Source organism: Adhaeribacter terrigena (assembly GCF_016623615.1).
GTDB lineage: Bacteria > Bacteroidota > Bacteroidia > Cytophagales > Hymenobacteraceae > Adhaeribacter_A > Adhaeribacter_A terrigena.
Map to the genome: position 1 here is coordinate 284,404 of NZ_JAEHFX010000003.1, position 22,003 is coordinate 306,406.

17 protein-coding genes are annotated in these 22,003 nt (G+C 46.3%); 5 read left to right on the forward strand and 12 right to left on the reverse strand.

Going from position 1 to position 22,003, the window contains the following annotated elements; translation table 11 throughout:
* Positions 1 to 61 precede the first annotated feature (61 nt).
* On the reverse strand, positions 62 to 2,305 hold the full coding sequence (locus tag I5M27_RS07985) for a T9SS type A sorting domain-containing protein (protein ID WP_200505672.1): 2,244 nt from the start codon (positions 2,303 to 2,305) through the stop codon (positions 62 to 64).
* Between the two features lie 116 nt (positions 2,306 to 2,421).
* Positions 2,422 to 3,072, reverse strand: coding sequence for a protein-L-isoaspartate(D-aspartate) O-methyltransferase (locus I5M27_RS07990; protein WP_200505673.1), 651 nt, complete (start codon positions 3,070 to 3,072; stop codon positions 2,422 to 2,424).
* A gap of 93 nt (positions 3,073 to 3,165) precedes the next feature.
* Between I5M27_RS07990 and I5M27_RS07995 the strand changes: the two genes are divergently transcribed.
* The 3 genes from I5M27_RS07995 (at position 3,166) to I5M27_RS08005 (ending at position 6,227) form a co-directional block, all read left to right on the forward strand.
* A complete protein-coding gene (locus I5M27_RS07995; RefSeq protein WP_200505674.1) occupies positions 3,166 to 4,068 on the forward strand; it encodes a hypothetical protein in 903 nt (300 codons plus the stop codon).
* A gap of 3 nt (positions 4,069 to 4,071) precedes the next feature.
* Positions 4,072 to 5,472 carry a sugar transferase gene (locus I5M27_RS08000; protein ID WP_234462441.1) on the forward strand — a complete coding sequence of 467 codons (1,401 nt, stop codon included), beginning with the start codon at positions 4,072 to 4,074 and terminating at the stop codon, positions 5,470 to 5,472.
* A 161-nt stretch (positions 5,473 to 5,633) separates the two neighbouring features.
* Positions 5,634 to 6,227 (forward strand): riboflavin synthase, encoded by a 594-nt coding sequence (locus tag I5M27_RS08005; RefSeq protein ID WP_200505675.1) that lies wholly within the window; start codon positions 5,634 to 5,636, stop codon positions 6,225 to 6,227.
* Between the two features lie 109 nt (positions 6,228 to 6,336).
* Here I5M27_RS08005 and I5M27_RS08010 read toward each other — a convergent pair whose 3' ends face one another.
* From I5M27_RS08010 to I5M27_RS08030, 5 genes are all read right to left on the reverse strand, one after another.
* A complete protein-coding gene (locus tag I5M27_RS08010) occupies positions 6,337 to 7,227 on the reverse strand; it encodes a DUF4249 domain-containing protein (protein ID WP_317193570.1) in 891 nt (296 codons plus the stop codon).
* Between the two features lie 115 nt (positions 7,228 to 7,342).
* A complete protein-coding gene (locus I5M27_RS08015; protein WP_234462442.1) occupies positions 7,343 to 9,811 on the reverse strand; it encodes a TonB-dependent receptor in 2,469 nt (822 codons plus the stop codon).
* Positions 9,759 to 10,334, reverse strand: coding sequence for a phosphatase PAP2 family protein (locus I5M27_RS08020; protein WP_200505677.1), 576 nt, complete (start codon positions 10,332 to 10,334; stop codon positions 9,759 to 9,761). The genes I5M27_RS08015 and I5M27_RS08020 overlap by 53 nt, the downstream gene beginning before the upstream one ends.
* A gap of 147 nt (positions 10,335 to 10,481) precedes the next feature.
* Positions 10,482 to 11,378: an oxygen-dependent coproporphyrinogen oxidase gene (gene hemF, locus I5M27_RS08025; RefSeq protein WP_200505678.1), complete on the reverse strand. Its 897-nt coding sequence runs from the start codon at positions 11,376 to 11,378 to the stop codon at positions 10,482 to 10,484.
* A 100-nt stretch (positions 11,379 to 11,478) separates the two neighbouring features.
* Positions 11,479 to 11,730 (reverse strand): hypothetical protein, encoded by a 252-nt coding sequence (locus tag I5M27_RS08030; protein ID WP_200505679.1) that lies wholly within the window; start codon positions 11,728 to 11,730, stop codon positions 11,479 to 11,481.
* Between the two features lie 97 nt (positions 11,731 to 11,827).
* On the opposite strand from I5M27_RS08030, the gene I5M27_RS08035 reads away from it, so the two are divergent.
* Positions 11,828 to 13,906, forward strand: coding sequence for an alpha-ketoacid dehydrogenase subunit alpha/beta (locus I5M27_RS08035; protein WP_200505680.1), 2,079 nt, complete (start codon positions 11,828 to 11,830; stop codon positions 13,904 to 13,906).
* 141 nt (positions 13,907 to 14,047) lie between these two features.
* On the opposite strand, the gene tamL is transcribed toward I5M27_RS08035, so the two are convergent.
* Entirely contained in the window at positions 14,048 to 16,579 is a 2,532-nt protein-coding gene (gene tamL, locus I5M27_RS08040) for a translocation and assembly module lipoprotein TamL (RefSeq protein ID WP_200505681.1), read from the reverse strand.
* Between the two features lie 12 nt (positions 16,580 to 16,591).
* Here tamL and I5M27_RS08045 point away from each other — a divergent pair, with 12 nt between their 5' ends.
* A complete protein-coding gene (locus I5M27_RS08045) occupies positions 16,592 to 17,338 on the forward strand; it encodes a TrmH family RNA methyltransferase (protein ID WP_200505682.1) in 747 nt (248 codons plus the stop codon).
* A gap of 666 nt (positions 17,339 to 18,004) precedes the next feature.
* Here I5M27_RS08045 and I5M27_RS08050 read toward each other — a convergent pair.
* The 4 genes from I5M27_RS08050 to I5M27_RS08065 all read right to left on the reverse strand — a co-directional run bounded on the left by I5M27_RS08050 (position 18,005) and on the right by I5M27_RS08065 (position 22,002).
* Positions 18,005 to 19,114: an outer membrane beta-barrel protein gene (locus tag I5M27_RS08050; RefSeq protein WP_200505683.1), complete on the reverse strand. Its 1,110-nt coding sequence runs from the start codon at positions 19,112 to 19,114 to the stop codon at positions 18,005 to 18,007.
* Between the two features lie 26 nt (positions 19,115 to 19,140).
* Positions 19,141 to 20,049, reverse strand: a complete 909-nt coding sequence (locus tag I5M27_RS08055; protein WP_200505684.1) for an anti-sigma factor — start codon at positions 20,047 to 20,049, stop codon at positions 19,141 to 19,143.
* On the reverse strand, positions 20,018 to 20,641 hold the full coding sequence (locus I5M27_RS08060) for an RNA polymerase sigma factor (protein WP_234462443.1): 624 nt from the start codon (positions 20,639 to 20,641) through the stop codon (positions 20,018 to 20,020). The genes I5M27_RS08055 and I5M27_RS08060 overlap by 32 nt, the downstream gene beginning before the upstream one ends.
* A 332-nt stretch (positions 20,642 to 20,973) precedes the next feature.
* Complete coding sequence (locus I5M27_RS08065; protein WP_200505685.1) at positions 20,974 to 22,002, reverse strand: PorP/SprF family type IX secretion system membrane protein; 1,029 nt, start codon at positions 22,000 to 22,002, stop codon at positions 20,974 to 20,976.
* Position 22,003: the final 1 nt, after the last annotated feature.

Sequence of the window (22,003 nt, forward strand, 5' to 3'; positions counted from 1 at the left end):
GCTTGTTTTTATGGAACTCAAGAAGTTCTTAAAACAAGCCCCTTTGTTATGCTAAAGGCAATTATTGCACAATTAGTTTCGTATTGTAAACTTTATCGCCCAGGTTCATTTCTACCAGATACATGCCTGCACTTAAGTTCTTCATTTTATCGTGTAGGCCAATGGTATGCGAACCGGCAGAGAATTTCTCGTTCTCTTTCTTGTATATCGTATTTCCAATCAGATCGTAGATCTTCACCGAAACGTTTTCCGGAGTTTTCAGATCGAAATTAATACCAGTTTGCATGGTTACCGGGTTCGGATAAACTTTTATGTTGTTTTCCAGCGCAACCTCTTCGTTGGTACCTAATAAGCTGAATAATTTGAAATCGTCTATGTAAAGCGAGTTACCGCCGGCACTGTAGGTTTCGAATTTAAACATGATGGTATTGTCTAAGTTACCAGCAGGTATGTTAATTCTTTCTTCTCTCCAGTCAGCAGCCGTTGGTTTAAAATTGTTGGTTACAATAGAGGTGGTTACCAGCGTATTCCCGGCTTTATAGTATCTGTCGGTCCAGTTTACGCCGCAATCGGTAGAATAAGATACCCGCAGCGTTTCTTCCGGAGTAATAGGGGAGCTGGTTGTACCTCTCTTGGCAAACGCTACTTTAAACGAAGCAAAAACCGAAGTGGTCAGGTTGCTGGTTTCAATATTAGGCGTAAACAGCGTAGAGGTAATGCCTTCGTTAATAACGCTCGGGTGGTTGTTTAAGCGCAGTGAATATCTTCCTGACGCTGCAGCCTGGTCGTAACGTACCCAGTTGTTTGGATTTTCAACTTCATTGCTTTCCAAATCCCAGCTGCTGTTAGCATTTGCGTGGGTTGGGAAGGAATTATTCGGGAAAGAAGCATCTTCGAAGCCTTCCTGATAAGTAATGCTGTTAGAAGCCGACGGAATGTTGGTTACCGGTATAACTTTAATAAAAGCGCTTTTGGTTATGGAGCGGGAGCTGGTACCGTTGCCAGAAGACAAGGTAACGGCATAAACGCCCGGCGTATTATAGGTTACAGTCGGGTTCTGATCGGTAGAAGTAGCCGGCGTGCCGCCCGGGAAAGTCCAGTTCCAGGTAGTTACGTTGCCATTATAGCTTTCATCTTTAAAGGTAACGGATCCACCCGCGCAAATACGGTTGTTATAAACGGCAAAATATGGTTGCGGTACTAAAGGACCAACGGTAGCATTCGGATCGATGCCTGTAACCATGGCGTTGCTTGGAGAAGCACCATTTGTTGAAGTCAGGTTCTGCAGCGTTGGAACCGTGGAAAGCGCTGCATGCGCCCGAACCCGCTGACCCTCCGTAAACATATTCTGGCACACGTCATAGCTCATGTAATTTTCTACCTGATCTACTACATCTGTGGTATATGGGCTGCCTGTACCTGTATCAAGGCTGCAGGTGTTCTGAGTAGTGCTGCAACCCTGGGTTGAATAGGCAGAAGGTGGCGTATCGCCTACCATGTCGCCGTTAAAGTTATGATCCGCCCCCTGGCAACCGGAAGCTTGTCCCTGCCCCTGGAAAGTGTGCCACAGGTTAAAGCAGTGGCCTACTTCGTGGGTGGCAGTACGGCCATCGGTATTGGAGGTAGCACCAGGCACCATGCCTGTACGACCCCACTGCGAATGCAGCATTACCAGGCCATAGGTATTCCAGGCACCCATTCCCGGAAACTGGGCATAACCCAGGATCTGCGAATTTGGAGGGCTGGTAATGCTGTTTACCAGCCAGATATTAAAATATTTATCCGTAGGCCAGGCCGGAGCACCTATTTTTACATCATTCCGGGTGAAAGGGCTGTTAGCTGTATGGGATGTTACCCGGTTGATACCTTCAGTCGGTTGACCTTGAGGGTCGATACGGGCTAACACAAATTCTATTTCGAGATCAGCGGCATATGGCGCGAATATTGCCCGGGTATTGACTTTATCGGCGTTTGTGCGGCGGAAATCTTCATTTAAAACCTGAATACCGTTCAGTACCTGAGCTTTTGAAATGCCGTTAAAGCCTTTCTCAGTTACTACATGCACTACTACAGGCACCTTTAGCACTGTACCGTTGGTTCTGGCCGATGGGTTTTGCTGAATATACTGCCGGATCTGTTGCTCAAGGGCAATCCGGGATTGAGCATAGGCCGGATTCTGGCGCTCCAGTTCACGGGTGTGTTCATCGGTATAGCAACCATATTTAGATACCGACTGGGCATAACTAACGCCGCTGAAAAGGAAAAAACCAGAAGCAGTAGCTAAGAGTAAATTTTTTAATTTCATAAATGACGAATATTTGCAGGCAAGATAACAATTTCATAATTGAAATGCAATACTCCGGCAATATCGTTCCCTAACGTAGTAAGTATTTTTACGGCTGGTAACTTGTTGTTAGCTAACTATTTCCAACCGGAGCGTCCCAGCAGTGGCACAAACTTGAAATCTTCCAGCTCTTCTTTAATGAAATCCGTTTCCGATACCTTTTTTACCCGCAGCATTTTTTGCGTTCCCGCACTGCCAACCGGAATTACCAGAATGCCGCCCGGTTTTAATTGCATAAGCAAGGCTCTGGGCACAGTAGGCGCCCCGGCCGTCACAATAATTTTATCGTAGGGAGCATGAACCGGTAAGCCTTCGGAACCGTCGCCGTAAAAAGCCTGAGGGTGTACTTTCAGTTCCTGAAACGCTTTCAGAGCTTTTTTATAAAGTACCTGGTTATATTCTATGGTATAAACGTGCGGGGTAATTTTAAGTAGCACACAGCATTGGTACCCCGAACCGGTACCGATCTCCAGCACTTTATCCGTTGGTTTCAGTTCGAGCAATTCGGTTTGGTAAGCTACGGTATAGGGCTGTGAAATGGTCTGGCCTTCGCCTATCGGGAAAGCTTTATCCTGATACGCGTGCTCAAGAAAGGCTTTTTCAAAAAAATAATGGCGCGGAATTTCTTCTATGGCCTGTAATACGCGTTCGTCCCGAATGCCTTTTTCGCGGAGGATTTTTACCAGCGCTTTGCGCATGCCTTTATGCCGGTAGGTGTCTGTGATCATCGTTTTTAGAATCTATTTAAGCTGCCAGAAGCAATCTTATTTCGGGTTTCGCGTTTTTAATTTTAAATTTACCCCCGAAACTAATAATTTAACATGCGGTTCCGCTCTGTTGTTTTCCGGCTATTACCTGTAATGGCTTTAAGTGTGCTTTCAGGTTGCGAAATTATCAATCCTACGGAAGATACACCATCTTACTTAAAAATAAACAGCATTCCTCTCGATCCGCGTAAAAATGCTACCGAAAGCTATGGCTCGGCTTCTAACAATATTGTAGATGCCTGGGTTTTTGCCAATAAGAAAATAATCGGCTGCTTCGAGCTTCCGGCCACAATTCCGATCCTGGCAGATGGCAACGTAGAAATAGATGTATACGCGGGAATTTACGGCGATGGACAGAAAGCAGCCCGTTTTCCTTTTGCGTTCTATACCCAATACGATACAACGGTATTGATGGAACCGGGAAAAGTAACAGATATTGCCCCGAAAGTTAAGTTTGAATCCCGCACCGTTCTTCCTTTCGATGTGTATGAGGATTTCAGTGCTTTTCCCGCCACGCCTGCTATTCGGGTAGTACCGAACAGCCCTTACAAACTGGTCGTAAATCAGGATTCTTTAACTGATTATAAATATGCCAATGGCACCGTAGGCGTAGTTTATGGCGTAGCCGGCCAAACTTCCGACCTGGTGCTGGAATCGTTATTCAATGGTAAATTGCCGCAGGGAAACGCTCCGGTTTTTCTGGAATTTGATTACCGTTCTACCCGTTCTTTTAAAGTAGGTGTATCTGCCACGCCGGTTGGCGGCAACGCGGTGCCGATCCTGGACCTGACGCTGAACCCAACCCGCCAATGGACCAAAATGTATGTAAACCTGACCGAAGAAGTAAATATTACCGGCCTGCAGAATGCTAATTTCCGGATGTTGTGGCAGGTAAGCATGAACGGTAACCCCAGCGATTATTTCGCGATCGATAATATCAGGCTGATTCATTTTTAGGTTTTGACGCGTAACTTCCAGAAAATAAAACTGATCGTAGCAGATTACCTGGCCGCTTTGCTGGCCTGGATCCTGTTCTACGCGCTCCGCAAATACATTCTGCACGAAATGAGCGAAGGCATTTCGTTCTTTTTGCTGGGCAGCGCGGTTATGATCGCCACTTTCTGGCTTCTTTTATATACCCTTATCGGGCAATACCGCGATATTTTCCGCAAAAGCCGGGTGAAGGAAATTACCAACCTGGCCCAGATCTCATTTCTGGGCGCTATCATCATTTTCTTTGCGCTGCTGCTCGACGATGAAGGGGTGGAAAATTACCGCAGTTATTACAAAACCATCTCAACCTATTTCCTGCTGCATTTTCTGATTACCGGTATTTTCCGCACCATTACCATTACCAGCATTAAAAAGCTGATCCGCCAGGGTAAAATTTCTTTTAACACGCTGATTGTAGGATCCAATGCCAATGCGAGGGAAGTTTACCTGGAACTGGAAAAGAATAACCGGCACCTGGGTTTAAAGATCCTGGGTTACCTGCACGTTTTCCAGGCCATCGAAACCCTGTTCGTTAATGAACTCAAAAACCTGGGCTATTACCAGAAACTTCCGGAGCTTATTAAAAAGCACAACATTGAGGAAGTAATTATTGCCATTGAGCCTTCAGAACACAAAAAAATTGAAGAGATACTCGGTCTGATGGAAGGGGAAAATGTGCGCATCAGTATTCTGCCCGATCTTTACCAGATCTTGCTGGGTTCGGTAAAAGTGAACCACCTTTTTGGTACGCCGCTCATCGAGATCAAGCAGAACCTGATGCCGGTGTGGCAGGAAGTGCTGAAACGCGTGATCGATGTGGTAGCTTCGGCGCTGTTTTTACTGATCTTTTTTCCGGTTTATGCCATGATCGCCGCAATGGTAAAACTATCGAGCCCAGGGCCGGTTTTCTATAAACAGGAACGCATCGGCAAGCACGGAAAGCCTTTTTATATCTATAAATTCCGCAGTATGTTCATCGACGCGGAGAAACTTGGCCCGTCGCTTTCTTCTGATTATGACCCACGGATTACCAGCTGGGGGCGGTTTATGCGGAAAGTGCGCCTGGATGAATTGCCGCAATTCTGGAACGTGATCATCGGCGATATGAGCCTGGTTGGGCCGCGGCCGGAACGACAGTTCTTTATCGATCAGATCGTGAAAATTGCACCGCATTACAAACACCTGCACCGCGTGCGACCGGGAATTACTTCTTTGGGACAAGTGAAATACGGTTACGCTTCCAGTGTAGATGAAATGGTGCGCCGCCTGAAATTCGATATTCTTTACATCGAAAACATGAGCCTCGCCATGGATTTCCGGGTGATGCTTTATACCATAAAAATTATTGTAGAAGGAAGAGGGAAGTAAGTGAATTTGAAGATTAAGAGATTTGAAAATTTGGAGATGAAAACGCTATGGTTTTTGATCAAAAAAGTAAGGCTCTAACTGTCATAATTTCTTTAAATAATTCGTTTTTCAAATTTTATTTTCAAATCTCTTAATCTTCAAATTTCCAAATTTAAAAAACCATGTTCACCGGAATAATTGAAACGCTAGGCACTGTAAAAAATATTCGTACGGAAGGCACAAATAAGCATTTTACGTTAACGGCGCCCTTTGTGCAGGAACTGAAAATCGATCAGAGTGTGGCTCACAACGGCGTATGTCTGACCGTGGTAGCCATTGAGAACGATACCTATACCGTAACGGCTATTGACGAAACGCTTCAGAAAACCAACCTGAGTTTTTTAGCCGAAAACGATACCGTTAATTTAGAGCGTTGCATGCCGGCTACCGGCCGTTTCGACGGGCATATTGTGCAGGGGCACGTAGACCAGACTGCTATTTGTAAAAGCATTGAAGATCAGAACGGCAGCTGGGTTTTTACGTTTGAATACGATGTTTCGCAAGGCAATATTACTGTAGAGAAAGGCTCGGTTTGCGTGAATGGCATTAGCTTAACGGTGGTAAATTCGAAAGAAAATGTTTTTTCCGTTGCCATTATTCCTTACACGTTCGAGCATACCAATCTGCACACAATAAAAGTTGGCGATACCGTAAATCTGGAATTCGATATCATTGGCAAATACATCGCCCGGATCTTAAAACCGCAGCTTGGTTAATTGTTGATTGGCAATTGGAGTTGGATTTATTCTATCTCCTGTTTCCTGGCATAAATGACGTTACGATTAATACTCTCGCCAGATTTCTGAATCAACAATCAACAATTAATCAATTCGGCACAATAAACCGGTAATACAATACCCCATAACCGCCCCAGATTCCTAGGCCGCCTTTTATATTGCTTTCAATTTTTACCGGGGCGCCAAACGGGTTTCCTCGGCTGCCGAAATCGCTTTCCAGGCTTTGCCAGAAACGGTAATGCGCCATGTCGATCGCCGCCCATTTTATGGTAATGGTATCGCCTTTCCGGAAGTAGCTGTAACTATCGAAATCAGGTTCCTTGGTTTTTGGCTCGCCGCGTTGCAACGGAAAGTCAATGAAAGGCTTACCGTTTACAAAATCATCGATAAAAACGGAGTTGAAAAAACCGGGATAAAAGGGTTCCTGATTCCGTTTGGTAAAATAACGCACGCAATTTCCAACCGTATCCGGATCTTTATACCGGTACCAAAGTGCCACCAGGCTGTCCATTTTCGGGTTGGGATGCGGCTTTATCCAAAGCGAATCAATAGGGTTTAATTGGGGAATACTGGTGCTGGCCGTGGCCGTTTCTTTATCGGTTTCGATGCGCAGTTTATAATTTTTACCAACCTGGCCTTTCAGTTCCGGGGAAGTATAAAAGTAAAAGGTGAAAGGCAGTTTGCCGCCATTATTATCCGGGCTGAAGCCAAATTGTTCGGCAACCAGTTTCTGGAGTTCCGGCGGTAAATTATTGGTATTATATTCCTGCAAAGCATATTCCCGCGCGCCATCCGAAACAAAAATCCGGGCACCGTGCACAAAAGCGGCTTCGATCTGCTGCGGCGAAAAATTGCTGAAAACCGGTACGCTGCGCGTAAGCACTACTACCGGCGGCGTATCCTGCTCAATATGACCTTCCACGATCAGTTGCGCTTCGCCTTCCGGAATTTCCAGCAGCAAATTTTTTTCGCAACTCACCAGAAACGGTATCAAAATCAGCCCCAAAAGTCGAAAGTAATGCCTGAGATATGCTGAGATATTTTTCATTTTTTTCATTTAAACTTTCTTCACAAACCTCGTTCTTCTCTAGTCACTAAAAAGTGAAATTCCAGGTAACTGACGGGATCGGGAACGGGAAAATGCTCACTTTTTTGGCCTGTAGTTTTATCGAATTATCGTACGGATTGCCACTGCTATCGATGTAATAAAAGAACGGGTTCTGCCTTGCATACACGTTATAAATGGCAAAGGTCCAGCTCGACTTCAGTTTTTTAACGGTCGGTTTTTCGTAAGTAGCCGAGAGGTCCAGCCGGTGAAAACTTTCCATCCGGAAGCCGTTGCGGTCGCCGTATTGGTAAGTTACAATCCCTTCAATCACGTAGCGCCGAACCGGGATAGTGAGCGGCTGGCCGGTTGCGTACACAAAGCTGCCGCCGAATTTCCAGCGGTCATTCAGCGTGTAAGATAGCACCACAGAAGCATCATGCCGACGGTCGAAACGCGCAGGAAAAGCTTTGCCTTCGTTCAGTTCCGGGAATTTGCGGTTGGCGTACGATAGCGTGTAGCCCACCCAGCCCTGCCATGCGCCAAAGTTTTTCCGAACAAATAATTCCAGGCCATAAGCATCGCCATCGCCGCTCACAAATTCATATTCCAGGTCGCGGTTGCTGGGGCCGGGTGCGTAACTTTCGCGGTATTCGAGCTGATTTTGCAGGCTCTTATAATAGATCTCAGCCGAAGCTTCGTAGTTATTGTCCAGGAAATTGCGGAAATAACCGCCCGCGATCTGAGTGGCTTTTTGCGGCGGAACCAGAACGGAGCTCGGCACCCAGATATCCAAAGGCAGCGAGGTAAACGAATTGGAAACCAGGTGCAGGTACTGCGCATTTTGTGAAAATCCGGCTTTGACCGATGCCTTTTCTGAAAAGGCATACCGGAAAGATAACCGGGGCTCCAGCATGCTGAAATCCTTCACTTTTTCGCCTTTTGCATAAACCACAGAATCTGCCACGGCGCCGTTCGTTTCGAAATTGTACAGCGTAAAAGGCCCGGCCTGCCGGAAAAAACTGGCGCGCAAACCTGCCGAAACCTGTAAATTTTCGGAGATCGCCCAGTCTTCCGAAAGGTAAACCCCGGCTTCGTGCGCAAATTTTTCTTTCACGCGATCAGTTGAAAAATCCAGGCCATCTTCGGTTTGGGCTTGCCCGGCGCGGGGCGTGAGGGTGTGGTGGGTGTAAATGCCGCCAAATTGCAACGTGTGCCGCGCATTGGGTTGCCAATCGAGGTCTATTTTAGTGCTTTTATCTTTTACGCCGGTTACCAGTTTGGAAGTATAAGTATCGAAGGTGGAATTGAAATTGAATTTATACCCGGTATAAAGCCCGGAAACGTTCAGAAATAATTTAGGGTTAAAAATATGGTTCCAGCGGAGTGAGGCCGCTGTATTTCCCCAGTCGAACTGCGCTTTAAAGCTGGCGTTTTGCAACGAAAACTCGCCCACATCGCGGCCATAATAACCATCCAGATACAGACGGTTCCTGAAGTTTATTTCATAAGTCAGGCCGCCGTTCAGGTCGTAAAAATAATATGGTACGCCGCCTTGTTCCGTATTTTTAAGAAATGGCGCGGCCAGTTGATCGATGTAGGTCCGCCGGCCGGAAAGCAGAAAAGAAGCTTTGTTTTTTACGATCGGACCTTCCAGCGTAAGCCTTGACGCAATCAAACCCAGTCCGCCGGTTGCTTTCAAGGAATCGGAATTGCCGTTTCTGGTTGCAATATCCAGCACCGAAGAAAGCCGTCCGCCATAGCGTGCGGGCATATTGCCTTTCAGCAAAGTAACCTTCCCGATGGCATCGGAATTGAATACCGAGAAGAAATTCATTAAGTGGCCCGGATTGTAAACCACGGCATCGTTGAGTAAAACCAGGTTCTGATCGGAGCCGCCGCCGCGCACATAAAAACCGGTATTGCCTTCGCCGCCGCTTTTCACGCCCGGTAAAAGCTGAATGGTTTTAATAATATCGGTTTCCCCGAAAAGCACCGGCAGGGTTTTTATTTGTTCAAGCGGCAGGATCACTTCGCCCATTTGGGTGCTGCGCACGTTTTCGTTCGTCCGGCGGCCGGTAATTTCTACTTCGCCAATGGTTTTATTTTGCGCCGAAAGCAAGAAATTAAGCGAAGTGGCAGCCGTTATGTTGATCGTTTTTTCGAAGGGCTGATAGCCGATATACTGCACCAGAACGGTATGGTTTCCGGCTGGAAAAGTCAGTTGGTAAAAGCCGTTGGCATCGGTAATACTACCTTTTTGCGGTTCGTTTTTATTTATGATGGTGGCGCCGGGCAAGGTTTCCTGGGTTTGTGCATCACGCACATATCCGCTCACCGTAAAACTGCTTTGCCCCGAAGCCGGGAAAAACGGTAGAAAAAAGAGCAGGAAAAGTAAAAAACGGTATGGCAAAACGAACAAAAACTTAAACATCGCTGACATAACCATTTTATTCGGGAAAAAGTTACCGCCGGAAATAAGCGTAACGCTGCAGAATTTTCTGATAAAGTTTTTCAAAAAGCCAGGCCATGGTTATTCCCAGTAAGGCACCGGCCAGGATATCGCCGGGATAATGCACGCCCAGGTAAACACGGCTGTAGGAAATAACGGCGGCCCAGGTAATCAGGATGATCTTGAACCACAAATAACGCGGGGGCAAAACAAGCACCATGAAAGTAGCGAGCGCAAACGTAGTGGCAGCATGCGAAGAAATAAACCCGAATTTCCCGCCGCACCCACTCACAATATTGATCACTTCCGAAAGCTCAGGATCATGACACGGCCGCAAGCGGGCAAAACCGGGCTTAAAAAAACGGGAGGAAATAAAGTCGGCAGCCCCAACCGCTAAAACGGCCATGAGCAGTTTCATGTAACCGCGGCGGCCAAAGGTGTAGATCAAGTAAATAGTAAGCGCCAGGTAGGCTGGTACCCAGAAAAAACGCTCCGAAACCAGCACCATGATCGGGTCCCAGAATTCGGTGTGGTGGCTGTTGAGATAAACAAAAATCTCCCGGTCAATATTTCGGATGGTTTCTAACAAAGCGGTTTCGATTAGAAGATTTGGAAATTTGAAGATTTGGAAATTATAAAATCAAAAGATTCGAAGATGAGGAATCATAATTTTGTGCCTTAAAGAATATTTTCTTCTGAATCCATTTTCAAATCTCCAAATCTTCTAATTTCCAAATTAAACAACGTTCAGCCAGTCGATCTCTTTTTTGAGCAGGCTTTGAGTTTCTGCTTCGGGGCTGCCGGGTTCGGTTTGAAAATTATATTCCCAGCCTGCCAGGTTAGGCAAGCTCATTAAAATGCTTTCTATCCGGCCGGAAGTTTCGAGCCCAAATTTTGTGCCCCGGTCAATGGCCAGATTGAACTCTACGTAGCGGCCGCGGCGCAGCATTTGCCACTGCTTTTCGCGCTCAGTATAAGGAAGTTCGCGGTTCTCGTTTACAATTTTAGTGTAAGTAGGTGCAAACGTATAAGCCAGGTCCTGGATAAAGTTGAAACGATCCTGAATGCTGAAGTTTTCGTTGGCCATTAAGCGGTCGCAGAAGGTGCCGCCAATGCCGCGGGTTTCCTGCCGGTGGGTGATGTAGAAATAATCGTCGGCCCACTTTTTAAATTCCGGGTAATAACTTGCGTGGTGCTTGTCGCACACGTTTTTGAGCTGCTCATGAAAGAATTTGCCCTGCGCTTTGTTTACGTAAATAGGCGTGAGGTCTATGCCGCCGCCAAACCAGGCATCGCCGTTGCCCGCTTCAAAATAACGGACGTTCATGTGCGTGATCGGCACCATCGGGTTTTCCGGATGAATGACTACCGAAACGCCGGTCGCAAAGTAATTCGGGTCGGGCAGGAGCAGGGACTGCGCCGCTTTTTCAGATAAACTACCTGTAACGGCCGAGAAATTTACGCCGCCTTTTTCAAACACGTTGCCTTTCTGAATTACGCGCGTGCGGCCACCGCCGCCGGTATGGTGCTGCCACAAATCTTCCTGGAAAGTAGCTTTGCCATCGCAGGTTTCCAGGGCCTGGCACAGATCATCCTGAAACCGGCGCATGAATTTTTCAACTTGTTCTCTCATGTAAGGGCTTAAAAAACGCTATGAAAATGCCCTGCAAAAGTATTTAATATCAGGGAGCTTTTCATAAGCGGCGCTAAAAAAAGCAAAACTACGGGCAGCACTATTCCGGATCACAGCTTTTGCTGGCTACCCGGAGATTGATCGCATCGATAAAAACTGCCAGTTCCTTTTTAGATTCCTCGTCGGCGCGGCGCCACAAATAGTTCAGCAGTTGTAAAGCTTCCACACATTCTTCGTGCGTAAGGGCCGGAATCTGGTTTAATTTATATCGTTCTATCGTAGCCTCGTTGAGGAGTTTTTCTTTCATAAAATTCCGGAAACTAATTTCTATTTCAGAATTTTCACTACGCATTATATTATTTCAAGTTGAAAGATAAAGCCTGTTTCAGCATAATTTTCAAACCCGGCCTAAAAATGCTAAATTTGTAATACGAATTAAAAGTCCGCCTATGTTGAACGAAGTTGCCACTGCCGAAAAGACCGAAGTTTCGGTTATGCTGAAAGCTTATAGATTAATGCTCACGGCCAAAACCATGGCCGATACTTACGAAGATAACAAGACGATCTGCAGCAAGTATGTGCACAGCACCTCGCGGGGCCACGAAGCTATTCAGCTGGCAACCGCCTTTCAGTTAAAACCCTACGATTTTGCCTCACTATATTACCGCGACGAATCCATTCTTTTAGGCATGGGGCTTACGCCGTATGAACTCATGCTCCAGCTCATGGCCAAAGCCGACGATCCTTTCTCCGGAGGACGTACGTATTATGGTCACCCGAGTTTGCGGCGGGAAGGCTTTCCGGTAATTCCGCACCAAAGTTCCGCTACAGGCATGCAGGCCATTCCGGCTACGGGTATGGCCCACGCGGTTTCTTACCTTGAAAGTCAGGGCTTGCGCGATAAGGATAAGCCTGCCGTTACGCTTTGCTCTTTAGGCGATGGCTCAGTTACCGAAGGCGAAGTGGCTGAAGCGTTCCAGATGGCGGTGCTGAAAAATCTGCCCATTGTATATTTGGTACAGGATAACGACTGGGGAATTTCGGCAACCGGCAAGGAAATGCGCGCGATGGATGCGTATGAATATGCGGCCGGCTTTAAAGGCATGCAGCGCATGCGCGTGAACGGCTCCGATTTTGTAAGTTCCTACGAAGGCATGGCGCTGGCTTTTCAGTACGTGCGCGAAGAACGCAAACCGATTCTGGTACACGCCAAATGCCCGTTATTAGGCCACCATACTTCCGGGGTGCGCCGCGAATGGTACCGGGGCGAAGACCTGGCCAAACACGCTTTAACTGATCCGATCCCGCAACTCGAAAAGCATTTGCTGAACGCCGATATCAGCCAGGATCAACTGGATGTAATTGCAGCCGAAGTAAAAGTTTATGTGCAGCAGCAGTACGAAAAAGCTTTAGCCGCCCCGAATCCGGATCCTTCTACTTTCGATCAGCATGAATTTGCACCTACCCCGGTAACCGAAGAAAAAGGGGAAAGAAGCCCGGCCTGCGGCGAAAAAACCATTATGGTAGATGCCGCTTTGCATGCCGTAGACGATATTCTGAAAACTTACCCTGAAGCATTGTTTTACGGCCAGGACGTAGGCGGTGAATTGGGCGGCGTTTTTCGGGAAGCTGCTTTGCTGGCTAAAAAATACGGCGACGAACGTGTTTTCAATACCCCAATTCAGGAAGCTTATATTGTTGGTTCAACGGCCGGTATGTCAGCGGTTGGCGCCAAGCCGATCGTAGAAATCCAGTTTGCCGATTATATCTGGCCGGGTATTAACCAGCTGGTGGAAGAACTCTCGAAAAGCTGCTATTTGAGCATGGGTAAATTTCCGATCCAATCCGTTATCCGCGTGCCGATCGGGGCGTATGGCGGCGGCGGGCCATACCATTCGGGTTCGGTAGAATCTACGTTGCTCAATATCCGCGGTATAAAAGTGGTTTACCCAAGCAACGCTGCCGATATGAAAGGGCTGATGAAAGCCGCTTTCCTGGATCCGAACCCGGTAGTAATGCTGGAGCACAAAGGTTTATACTGGAGTAAAGTGGCCGGAACGGAAGATGCCAAAACCATTGAACCGGATGCCGATTACATTCTGCCTTTAGGTAAAGCCAATATTGTGCAGGAAGCCAGCGAAGAAGAATTACGCAATGGCAATACCTTAACCGTTATTACCTATGGTATGGGGGTTTACTGGGCCAAAACGGCATCGCAGCAATTTAAAGGCAGCATCGAAATTGTTGACCTCAGAACGCTGAACCCGCTCGATTTTGATACGGTAGTTAATTCAGTTAAAAAACACGGAAAAGTACTGGTGCTTACTGAAGAACCGCTCATGAACTCATTTGCCGAATCTTTGGCCGGCAGAATTTCCAAAGTTTGTTTCCAGCAATTAGATGCCCCGGTGTTTACCTTGGGCGCGGCCAATCTCCCGGCTATTGCCCTGAACGTAGAGCTGGAGAAAATGATGCTGCCGAACGCCGATAAAGTAGCCGCTGCCTTTGATGAACTTTTAAATTACTAGGCAGTTTTTTACCGCAAAAGGATATCGTTTTTAATAGCAGTTTTCAGCTTTTAAACGATAGCGTTTTTCAATTAAAAAGTAAAAGCCCCGCAAATCAACATGCGGGGCTTTTACTTTTTCAGGCCTAAACCATAGCGTTTTTTAGAACGGGTAACCAATGCCAATGTTAAAGGAGTTCTGCATGTTTTTAGAACTCAATAAGCGGTTCAGCCTGAAGCGGTCTAAAACAAAACGCTGGCCTTCCGGTTCGGCCGGGTCTATTACTTTGGTAGCAAAGTCAAAACGGACTACGAGAAAGGAAAAATCGAAGCGGGAACCAAAACCGAGATCTACGGCAAATTCCTTGTGAAAATCCTTTAAACCGGAGCCTGGTAGTTCCGGGCTATCTTTTAAGTTCCAGACGTTGCCGGCATCTATGAAAAAGGCGCCGTTCCAGAAACCAAAAATGTTAAAACGGTATTCAGCATTTCCTTCCATTAAAACTTCGCCGGGTTGCTCCGGGCGGTAATCTCGCTGCGGCTGACCATTAACAATTACCAGGTTGTTTTCGGCGTTCGGGTTAAGTTCATCTTTTAAACGGTAGGGCGGCGTGTAAGAACCCGGCCCAAGTTTGCGTGGTCGCCAGGCCCGTAAGCTGGAACCGCCGCCGGCAAAAAAGAATTTATCGTAGGGCAGAATATTATTGCTGCCAGGCACCGGGCTTACAATGCCAAAATTACCCCGCGCTACGAAATACATTTTCTCCTTAATTTTATAGTAGCGGCGGTAGTCGGCGTTGAATTTCAGAAAGCTGTAAGAACGGTATTGTTGTTTTGTGGGATCGGGATCGGAAAGAAAATCGCTGAACCAGCCGCTGAAACCAACCGTGTTGTTGCCGGTAATTACGCCGGGTAAATTCCCGATTTCTACAAAAAGCTTGATATATTTGGCGTCCAGGGTCTGGTTGATGTTGTTGCTGTTGTAAAGCATGGTGGCGTTCATACTGGAAACAATACCAGGCTTAAAGCTTTCGATCAGCGTAACCCCCAGGGCTTTACGGCTTTCCAGATACTTCCGGAAATTGTCAGACTTAATGGTAGCATCAATAATATTAATATCTACCAGCGATACAAAATACTGCAACCGCTGCGAACGTTGCCACAGATAATCGAGCGAAAATTCGGTATTGGTCCGGTTATAATCTTCGCGGTTGGTATAAGTAAAAGCGGCGTTCAGCCGGGTGCGCGGGTTATAAATTACCAGTTTCGGGTTGCTGTCTAACTTGAAAAAAGGGTCGAGAAACTGCGGAAAAACCAACGCTACGTTTCCGCCTAATTCGGTAGTGGTTACGAGTTTATCGTTAACCGAACTGGGCTGGGCTTCCAGACCACCCCGAACGCCGAATTCCAGGTTTTCGGCGCCGCCAAAAATATTGCGCACTTTTAAACGGAAGCTTCCGTAGGGCAGGGGCAGTGAGGAGCCAAAGTTGGTAAAATTGAAATTGCCCCCAATTTCGTCGGTGATCTGGTAGCGGGTAGCAGGCGTAACGTTTACGTAGGCATCGAGCATGGGCTGCAACGAATCGCTTACAATGGTGTAGTTCACCGCCGAAAACCGGTAAACATCCAGGTCGCCGATCTGGCGTTGGGTACGGCTGGTACGAATTAAACTGTAAGGCTGGCCTACGCTCATCCGGATCTTTTTATCCAACACTTTCGGCGATACATACTTTTTATACCAGATGTATTTCACGCCGCCATAATTAATGGTATCGCGGTTAACCCCAAAGCGGTCTACGTTGGCTTCCCCGATAAAATAAATGGTACGGATCTTATAAAGTTTGTGGTTGGCGCTATCGGCGGGGTTTGAGATGGTGGTTTTCAGGCGCACGGTATTGCCGCCAAAACTGGTGTCTACATCGAAGAAAATATATTGCTTCCGGAATTCGTAAAAGCCCTGGTTCCGCATGAGGGTTTCCAGGCGGTCGCGTTCCTGGGTAAGCAATTCTTCATCGTAGATCTGGCCGGTTTTAATCAGCGATTCGGCCTGCGAATTTTGCACCAGCCTTTGCACGGTGGTGTCTTTAATATTGTAGGCGGTTTCGCTCAACCGGAAAGGCTGGTTTTCGGCAACGTTCAACGTGAGGTAAATCTTTTTATCTTCCTCTTTGGTTTGAGCGCTTACGCGGTTGTGAAAAAAGCCCTTGGAACTTAAATAGGTGTTAATCTGCGAAACGGTTTCTACAGTAAGGGTAGAATCGTAGATAGAAGGCGGCTCGCCGATGGAACGCATCAGCAGGTTACCTTCCTCTTTTTTGCGGATTAGTTTGGCCAGCTTTTTTTCCTTCTTTTCGGTAAGTTTCACCACTTCGCTGGAATCGGCGCCGGCTTTGTTTATTTTTTTTGCAAATTTTTCTTCCGTTTCCTGGATCTGTTGCTGCACTTTGGCCGGGTTGTAGAGGCTTTTGCCCCAATAGTACACCGTTAAATAAGGCGTAGAGCCGAATATAGGCACTTTGCGGTTTGGTTGCTGGCGAAATAGCGCGCGAATTTTGTCCGGGTCGGCCTGATTAACGCCTTCCAGCTTCACGTCGTAAAGCAGCTTTTCCTTGCCTTTTAAATAGCGGGTTGGCACGCAACTCCACGAGCATAAAATTGCGATTGTAAAAGCGAATATGTAAAATCGTAAGTTCAAAAAAAGCTGGCTATGTTATCGAAAGCAGTAAGCAAATACATCAATTCGCTGCAAATAAAGAAATATCGGAATCTCCATCAAACTTTTGTAGTAGAAGGGGCAAAAAGTGTGCGCGAGTTGCTGGCCTCGGATCTGGAAATCGAAAAGCTTTTTATAACCGAAGACTTTTTGGAGAAACATACCGGTTTGCTACGCAAAGGTTTGGAATATGAACTGGTTACCGAAAACCAGCTGGTGCAAGCCGGCACGTACGAAAGCAATAACGCCGGCCTGGCCATTGCGCGTATGAAAAGGCTGCCAAAACTGGCAATAAAACCCACGGATCTGGTAATTGCTTTAGACGACATTCGCGACCCCGGTAATTTAGGCACAATAATCCGGATTGCCGATTGGTATGGCATTAATAAAATAATTTGTTCAGAAACCTGTGCCGATTTTTATAACCCGAAAGTGATTGCTTCAACCATGGGTTCTTTCACGCGCGTGGCTGCTTATTATGTAAACCTGCCGGATTTTCTGGCTTCGCTGCAGCCAGAGTTTAAAATTTACGGCGCGGCCATGGAAGGCGAAAACATTCATAAACTGAACCTGAAACCGGAAGGCGTATTAATTATGGGCAACGAAGCGAACGGATTGCGCCCGGAAACCCGGAAATATCTCACCAGCCTCATTAAAATTCCGGCCTTCGGAAAAGCTGAATCTTTGAATGTTGCGACGGCAACGGCTATTTTAGTTGATAATTTTTTCCGGCAAGAGTAAGTAGTTAAGTTTACAATTGAGTTTTTAAGCCAGGAAGGATAGCGTTTTTATTGTCATTCTGGGATTCAGCGAAGAACCTTGATAGCAGAAAGCTGTTTTTTAGCTTGGAAGAATACCATTTCCCATAGCTGGCTTTCTGCCTTTTATCATTAGCTGAATTAGCTTTTAACTCACTTCTGTGTTCTTTTTGTCCCCGAAAGGGTTCGGGATGTTCCACTTGACACAATATAAACCAGCGAAAATCAAGCGGCACGTCCCGAAGCATTTAGGGAGCAAGCGCAAACTTCCCGCAAGCCTGCGGGACAAGCGCTGACCGCTCAAACAACGCTTTGACAAAAAGCCACCGTGGTACATTCGCTTCTTTGTAGTGAACGGAGCAGTGCCTAGATGGTGAGTTTTAGTGGCTTTGCAAGCGACAAAATTTGCTGCCGTAAGCGAAAATTCTGCTGGTAATTCTTCGCTTTTTGTTTATCGTGCTCCGCTCTCGAGATCGAGTAGGAGTTTCTAAAACACAGAATACTCTAATCCCCTAATCTGATGAATCCCAATTCAGACAAAAAATCCTGTTCATCTTTTAAATCCTAAAAATCGTGTTCAAAACGGTACCAAATAAATAAAAAGGAAGCCCGTAAGCTTCCTTTTTCAGTCAAATTAAAACTACTACTATTAAATCGTAATGCCGAAGCTCAGCACGTTGGCTTTTGGGCCTCGGCCGTCTTTAAATAATTCGTTCAGGTTGTAATTGGCGAACAGATCAAAACCGCGGTAACCGATGGTGGCTTTCAGACCGTATTGAAGTTCTTCGAGGTTGAAATTGCCCTGGTCTTTGTCTTTTTTAGTGTCGCCTTCCAGGTTGTATTTAATTTTGGTGTGGCTGCCCAAGCGGTACCCTACAAACCCGCCGGCCCCAAACCGGAAAGAAGAATGGCCTTTTTTATCTTTGAAATTCAGGACTACCATCAGCGGAAGGTTGGCGCTGGAAGTAGCGAGTTTTGATTTTTCGAGGTTGCGTTCTGATTTTCTCAACACAGTTTCAGATTGGCCGTTTGTTTCCTCTTCCAAAAGAACGTAGTTATGGTCGAACATGTAATTGTTGAAGGCAAAATCTACGCCGGTGCGCAAATGAAGCGGGCTTCTTTTACCCCCGATCCGCACCTGGTAATAAGGATTGAGACTCACATAACGCGAACCCCATGGTTTCAGGCCGGCTTTATCCAAATCGGTTCCTCCGTCATTCAGCAGGGTATTGAAACCCAGATCGAAATTCAGACCACTTTGATGACGGCGATTTGCATTTTTAGCTTTTTTAAGCGAATCTGCTTCAATTAAAGTAGATTTAACCGTGGCTTTATCCTTTTCTTTTTCCTCATATTCTACATCGATGTTAAGCTGCGATAGTTTGGTTTCGCCTTTTTCATCTTTTTCCAACCCTTTCATGGTGATGCTGATCTTTTCCGGGCGGCGTTTGTCTTTGGTTTCTTCAGCCGGACGGAAGCTTACGGTATAATCTTTTCCGTTCACGTCTTTCTTTTCCATTTTTTCAGCTTCAGAAATGTACTTGTTGAGCATCACCATCAGCGAATCGAGGCTGTAGTTCTGGAAAGATTTCAGCTGCTCAGTATTTTTAACCACCAGGCTCATTTTAGCGCCGTTGGCTAGTTTTACCAAAATGGTATCGTCTTTAGGTGCTACTTTTGGGCTGAAATCAGCGGCCGAAACAGGCAAAGCGGTAGTGGTTGCCAGGCCGAGTACGGCCAGCAGGAATAAGCGTTTCATAATTTTAAAGGGATTTTAAGTCTTTTTTAGATATCGAGTACTTTGGAGAATTTCTCTTGAATGTTGCGGGTGCCCATGGCCAGTTTCGAATCGGAATTTAAACCAATGGCCTGAAGGTCCACGCGTTCGCCGTTTTTCAGGTTCTTTGCCTGTTTAAAGATGCTTTTCAGTTTAGAATTTTTGTCTTCTTCAGCAGTCGTTTCTGCCATAGCAAGCGCATTTTCCGAATTGTCTTTTTTCACGATCACTTCAATGGCCATGCCCGCTAAAAGTGCCGGTTTGGTTTCCGAAGTTTTTGCATGCTCCGCTTTATTACTTTGCGTGGAAGCGATCAGATTTTCTTCCGTTTTTTGCACTAGCTGCTCCGAATTTGGTTGTTCCTGAATCGGAGTATTATGAATTGATTTTTCAGTTTTAACCTTTTTCGTAACCTGGGCAATTTGCGTTTTCGGAGCATTAGCAACGGTAGTTTTTACTTCCGTTTTGATACCGTTTTTAACAGCGTTTCTGCTGCTGATTTCATTTTTACTTTCAATAACAGTTTCCGGCGTTTTTATTGCCGCAATCATGGTTTCCGGAGCAGAAATTTTTTCTGAAACCGGTGCCGAAACTTCCGGCGTTTTTACTGTTGGTGCTGCAATTTCAGTGGTTTTGTTTACCGCCAGCGGCATTTCAGTTTTTCCGCCGAAATAGCTACCGTTTTTAAAGATGCCTACCGAAATAAAGAGCAAAACCACGGCTGCAGCGGCGTAATGCCACCACATTAAAATGCGGCGCTCTTCTTTCTTTTCTTCCGGCTGCACCAACTCAGTTTCGGGCGCAGCGATTGGTGTGTTCAGCTGACTTTGCAGGCGCGCCCAGGCATCGGCCGAGGGCTGGCGGTTTAGGTTTTGCAACCCTTCCTTAAAGCGCGAATCTATATTGTGCTGTTCCATTTTTTTCTATGCTAAATTTATCCTGGGCAGTAACCCATTTTTGTAATAAAGCTCTTGCCTTGCTTAACTGCGATTTAGAAGTTCCTTCGTTTATCTGCAGCATGTCGGCAATTTCTTTATGCGAATACCCTTCTATGGCGTAAAGGTTGAAAACGGCGCGGTATCCGGCTGGTAATTCGTGGAGCAGCGCTAAAAGTTCTGCTTCGTTCAGCGCGGTGTCGGCTTGTTCCTGGGCAGCGAGCTGCAGATGTTCTTTTTCTACGGCCAAATGCAAAGGCTCCTTTTTGCGTAAAAACATCAGCGCTTCGTTTACAATTACCCGGCGCAGCCAGCCTTCAAAATTTCCTTTTCCTTCGTACTGTTTCGCATTCTGAAACACTTTCACCATTCCCGTAATCATCACTTCTTCGGCATCCATTTCGTTTTTCAGGTAGCGCAAGCAAACTCCCAGCATCTGACCCGAATACCGATCGTAGATCGCTTTCTGGGCTTTCGGGTCGCCGTTTTGCAGGTTTGCTATGAGTTCGGTTGTGATCACGGGTAGCAGTGTTTCAGTAGTCGTTTCTTTGGGTTTCTGCTTATATAGATGCAAAGGTACCGGTAGCGGTTGCCTTACAGGTAAGAAAAATTTTAATTATTTTTTATAATATAAATAAGGTATTGATAATGAATGTTTTAAAAATATGAAAATAAACAAAAAAAGCCCCGAATTGCTTCAGGGCTTTACTTTTTTACTTCAAATGGATAGCGTTTTAGGAAATTATAGAATGAGAGAATGATTGAATTATAGAATAAGAGAATAAAAGGAAGGTTAGAATTAATTCTGATATTTTTTATTTATAATATTCAATCATTCAATCATTCAACCATTGAACCATTTAACCATTTAACCATTCGACCATTTAACCATTCAACCATTCAAACCTACCACATCCATTGCGGACAAATTGCCTTCCCGCGGTTCTGCAGTTTCAGGCCCAGCACAATTTCGTGGCTGCCGGAGCTGGCATGGCGCAATTCGGACGTTACCGCATCGTAAGAATAAGCTACTTCAAGAAGCGGCGAAATATTGATCCCGGCTAAAACCGAAACGGCATCTTTATGGCGGTAAGAAACGCCACCCCAAACCCGCTCCGCAACAATCGCTTTCACGTTCAGGTCCGCGGTTAAAGCGGTTGGCGCCGATTTCACCATAAAAGAAGGCACTACGGTCAGGTCGCGGTTTATATCGAAACGGTAGCCGCCGGTCAGGTAAAAGTGCGGTTGCGCAAAGCCAGGCCGCTGGAAACCGGTTTGCTGGGAAGCGGTTTCGGTATTCGCTAAAAGCTGCATGGCCGAAAGCCCTGCAAAAAACTGATCGGAATAGATCCAGGTACCAAAACCCAGGTCCATTTTTACGTCGTTCAGGCGGTCGGAATACAAAGCCGGGTCGTTAGCAGTTACCGTAGTAGCCATGGCCCGATTCAGGCTGAACTGGTTGATGCCCGTAGCTGTGCCCATAGCCACTTTCACCCGGTTGGTAACCGGCAAATGGAAAGCGTAAGTCAGGTTAATGGTGGTATTCTGAATGATGCCCGTTTTATCGGCCTGCACCAAACCTCCAAAACCGTGGTGCGGATTCGCTTTCTTGAAACGGTTGTTTTTGTTTACTTTATATCGTGGCCTTCTCACCGCGCTACGCATCATGCTGGTTTTATTGATGCGGTTGCGGTCCTGCTTGCCGATAGCGGTATGGAAACTGGTGTAAAAAGTGCTCGGTGCTCCTTCCAGGCCGGCCCATTGTTTCCGGAAACCCAATTTCACATCGGTATAATTCTCAATACCGCTGATAGCCGGGTTTACCAGAAGATTGTTCAGCGAATATTGGCTGTATTGAGGGCGCTGCTGCGCAAAAGTAGTCCCGATAATTCCTGTTAATAATATAAAAAGGATTGCGGGTAAAAGTTTCTTCATA

Excerpts from the sequence above, each read along its gene's own strand:
- I5M27_RS07995 (WP_200505674.1), top strand. The coding sequence starts at position 3,166 with ATGCGGTTCCGCTCTGTTGTTTTCCGGCTATTACCTGTAATGGCTTTA.
- I5M27_RS07985 (WP_200505672.1), bottom strand. The coding sequence starts at position 2,305 with ATGAAATTAAAAAATTTACTCTTAGCTACTGCTTCTGGTTTTTTCCTT.
- I5M27_RS08030 (WP_200505679.1), bottom strand. The coding sequence starts at position 11,730 with ATGCGTAGTGAAAATTCTGAAATAGAAATTAGTTTCCGGAATTTTATG.
- hemF (WP_200505678.1), bottom strand. The coding sequence starts at position 11,378 with ATGAGAGAACAAGTTGAAAAATTCATGCGCCGGTTTCAGGATGATCTG.
- I5M27_RS07990 (WP_200505673.1), bottom strand. The coding sequence starts at position 3,072 with ATGATCACAGACACCTACCGGCATAAAGGCATGCGCAAAGCGCTGGTA.
- I5M27_RS08055 (WP_200505684.1), bottom strand. The coding sequence starts at position 20,049 with ATGGAACAGCACAATATAGATTCGCGCTTTAAGGAAGGGTTGCAAAAC.
- I5M27_RS08050 (WP_200505683.1), bottom strand. The coding sequence starts at position 19,114 with ATGAAACGCTTATTCCTGCTGGCCGTACTCGGCCTGGCAACCACTACC.
- I5M27_RS08005 (WP_200505675.1), top strand. The coding sequence starts at position 5,634 with ATGTTCACCGGAATAATTGAAACGCTAGGCACTGTAAAAAATATTCGT.
- I5M27_RS08065 (WP_200505685.1), bottom strand. The coding sequence starts at position 22,002 with ATGAAGAAACTTTTACCCGCAATCCTTTTTATATTATTAACAGGAATT.
- I5M27_RS08035 (WP_200505680.1), top strand. The coding sequence starts at position 11,828 with ATGTTGAACGAAGTTGCCACTGCCGAAAAGACCGAAGTTTCGGTTATG.
- I5M27_RS08045 (WP_200505682.1), top strand. The coding sequence starts at position 16,592 with ATGTTATCGAAAGCAGTAAGCAAATACATCAATTCGCTGCAAATAAAG.